Origin of the sequence: Cereibacter sediminicola, from assembly GCF_007668225.1 — a bacterium.
GTDB classification, from domain to species: domain Bacteria; phylum Pseudomonadota; class Alphaproteobacteria; order Rhodobacterales; family Rhodobacteraceae; genus Cereibacter_A; species Cereibacter_A azotoformans.
This window is the reverse complement of record NZ_VDEK01000081.1, coordinates 1-2,460: the sequence shown is the minus strand read 5'-3', so window position 1 is coordinate 2,460 and position 2,460 is coordinate 1. Positions and strand designations below refer to the sequence as shown.

The window sequence follows — 2,460 nt, the reverse complement described above, 5'->3', positions numbered from 1 at the left end:
CCGAGCTTCCGGCCGAGATCGCGCCGGTCGCGGCGGCGGTGAACCAGCTGCTGGGGCGGCTGCGCGCCGCCTTCGACGCTGAACGCTCCTTCGCCGCCCATGCCGCGCACGAGCTGCGCACGCCGGTCGCCGGGGCCACGGCGCAGGCACAGCGCATCCGCATCGAGACCTCGGACCTGAAGGCCGCCGCCCGCGCGGCCGATATCGAGGCCACGCTGAAGCGCCTCACCCGCCTCTCCGACAAGCTGATGCAGCTCGCGCGGGCCGAAGGCGGCCGGGCGCTGGCCGAGGCCCCCGCCGACCTGCGGCCGATCCTGTCGCTGGTGGCGCAGGACTTCGCGCGCGCTGGGGTCGGCGACCGGCTGTCGCTGGTGCTGCCCGAGGGGGAGGTGCCGAGCCGGATCGACCCGGACGCCTTCGCCATCCTCTGCCGCAACCTGATCGAGAACGCGCTGCGCCACGGCGCCCCCGGCGACCCGGTCGAGGTCGCGCTGACGCCCGGCCGGAGCCTCACGATCCGCAACGGCGGCCCGCCGGTTCCACCCGATGCGCTGGCCCGCCTCACCCGACGCTTCGAGCGCGCGCCGGGCGCGGGTGAAGGCTCGGGTCTCGGCCTTTCCATCGTGCGGACCATCGTGGAGCGGGCCGGAGGCACGCTCGAGTTGCGCTCGCCGATCCCCGGCCGCGCCGACGGCTTCGAGGCGACGGTGCGGCTGCCCGCCTGATCTCCGCCTGCCCTGGTCCGTCAGCCGCCGACGGCGACCAAGAGAGAACCCCGACCGCGAACGGGATGCGGCCGGGGCCTGTCGCACGTCGGATAGCCTCAATCGTCGTCGAAGTTGCCGCGCTCGGCGCCGGTGTGGCAGGCGGCGCAGTTGGCCATGCTCCTGGCCTTCTCCAGCATCCGCGGCGTCACCTCGTCCGAATGCTCGCGCCTGAACCACGGCAGTTCCGAGATCCTGAGCGGCGTGTCGGTCGCGGCCACCCCACGCAGCGACCGACCCCCGCCCGCGCTGTCGGCGGCATTCGCGACGAGGTAGGCCTCGATCTCGGCGCGGGTCCTGTCGTCGAGCGAGGCATCCTCGCCGAAGTGGTTCGGAAGATCCGCCATCAGCGCCCGCCACGACCGCGCGGGCAGGAGAGCCGCCGGATAGGCCATGTGGCAGGCCGAGCATTCGGTCTTCGTTGCGGCATCGGTCACCACCATGGCGGCGCGGCGGCCCTCGTGCCCGCCCTCCTCGCCGTCGTCGTCGGCGAGCGTGGCGGTCAGGGTGAAGGGCAGGATGCAGAGCGCGAGCGTGAGGGTGCGGATGGTCATGCGACGTCCTCCGGTCATTGGGTGGCGAGCCAGGCCAGCACGTCGGCCTTCTCGCCGGGGGTGCAGTCGCGGCCGAGCACGCTGTTGCAGTTGCGGCCCAGCCATTTCTCGACCTTGGCGATGTCGGTGAAGCGGTCCGGCGTGACCGAGAGGCCGAGCGGGGCGATCTCCTTGCCGGTGCGGGTCTGGCCGGCCTTCGTCACGTCCGCCCCGTGGCAGGTGGTGCAGGAGGGCGTGTCAGGCTTGCCACCGGTCCGGGTCGCCAGGAACAGCTCGCGCCCCCGCGTGGCATCGGCCGTTGTGCCGGCGGCGGCCTCGTAGCCAGCAATGAGCTGCGCCGGCGTCGTGTCGCCGGCGAAGGCCGGAGCCGCGAGAAGGATGGAGAGGATAGAAAGACGTTTCACAGGGTCACTCCTTGGGAACATGGATGGAAAACGGAGAAAAGAGACCGGTCTCCGCGTCGGCATGACAGACCACGCAGTTCGAGCGGCTCCTGATCGAGGCCCGCTGGAAGAGCGCGTCGGGCAGGTCGCCGTGCAGGCGCGTCCAGGATGGGCTTTCGCTGATGGCGAAGGGTGCCTCGGGGGCGACACGCGCGAAGACATGCGCGGGCAGCGTGTCCGCGCTCTCGGCGGCGTGGGCCACAAGCCAGCTTTCGATCCCGGCGGCGGTGGCGGCGTCGAGGCTCGCATCCTCGCCGAAATGGTCCGGCAGCCCCGCCATCAGCGCGCGCCACGAGGCCGCGGGCAGGAGGCTCGGGTGATAGGCCATGTGGCAGGCCGAACATTCGGCCCTCGTGGCCGGATCGAAGGCCACCGGCATCCCCCGCGGCGCGCGGGCGGCGAGCGAGGCGTTCGCGGCCCAGAGGCCCGAGCCCGCGAGCAGCAGGAAGAAGACGGCCAGCGGCACCCGCGCCGGGATCTCGCGCGCTGCATGATCGCCGGGGCGGGCCTCCTTCACGCCGGTCAGCATGGCGCGGGCGAGGTTCTCGCGGCTGCGCAGGCTTTCGACGGCGACCCCGCTCAGGTGCAGCGCCACCAGCCCGAGCACCGCCCACGCTGCGAGCTCATGGATCTCGCGCCCAGAACGCCCGGCCTCGAAGGACCAGAAGGCGAGCGGCCCGGTCTTGAACATGCCCCCCA

4 protein-coding genes are annotated in these 2,460 nt (G+C 72.6%); 1 reads left to right on the top strand and 3 read right to left on the bottom strand.

All coding sequences use genetic code 11. The features are described from left to right. The coding region (locus tag FG154_RS20225) for a sensor histidine kinase (RefSeq protein WP_246100487.1) at positions 1-725 on the top strand (725 nt) is incomplete at its 5' end. Between the two features lie 98 nt (positions 726-823). On the opposite strand, the gene FG154_RS20220 is transcribed toward FG154_RS20225, so the two are convergent. From FG154_RS20220 to FG154_RS20210, 3 genes are all read right to left on the bottom strand, one after another. Further along, positions 824-1,318: a diheme cytochrome c gene (locus tag FG154_RS20220; protein WP_145111893.1), complete on the bottom strand. Its 495-nt coding sequence runs from the start codon at positions 1,316-1,318 to the stop codon at positions 824-826. 14 nt (positions 1,319-1,332) lie between these two features. Then, positions 1,333-1,722: a DUF1924 domain-containing protein gene (locus FG154_RS20215; RefSeq protein WP_145111890.1), complete on the bottom strand. Its 390-nt coding sequence runs from the start codon at positions 1,720-1,722 to the stop codon at positions 1,333-1,335. 4 nt (positions 1,723-1,726) lie between these two features. Next, positions 1,727-2,460, bottom strand: a 734-nt coding sequence (locus FG154_RS20210; RefSeq protein WP_145111888.1) for a diheme cytochrome c, incomplete at its 5' end; no start/stop codon positions are given.

Coding starts and splice junctions, on each gene's coding strand:
- FG154_RS20220 (WP_145111893.1), bottom strand. CDS start 1,318: ATGACCATCCGCACCCTCACGCTCGCGCTCTGCATCCTGCCCTTCACC.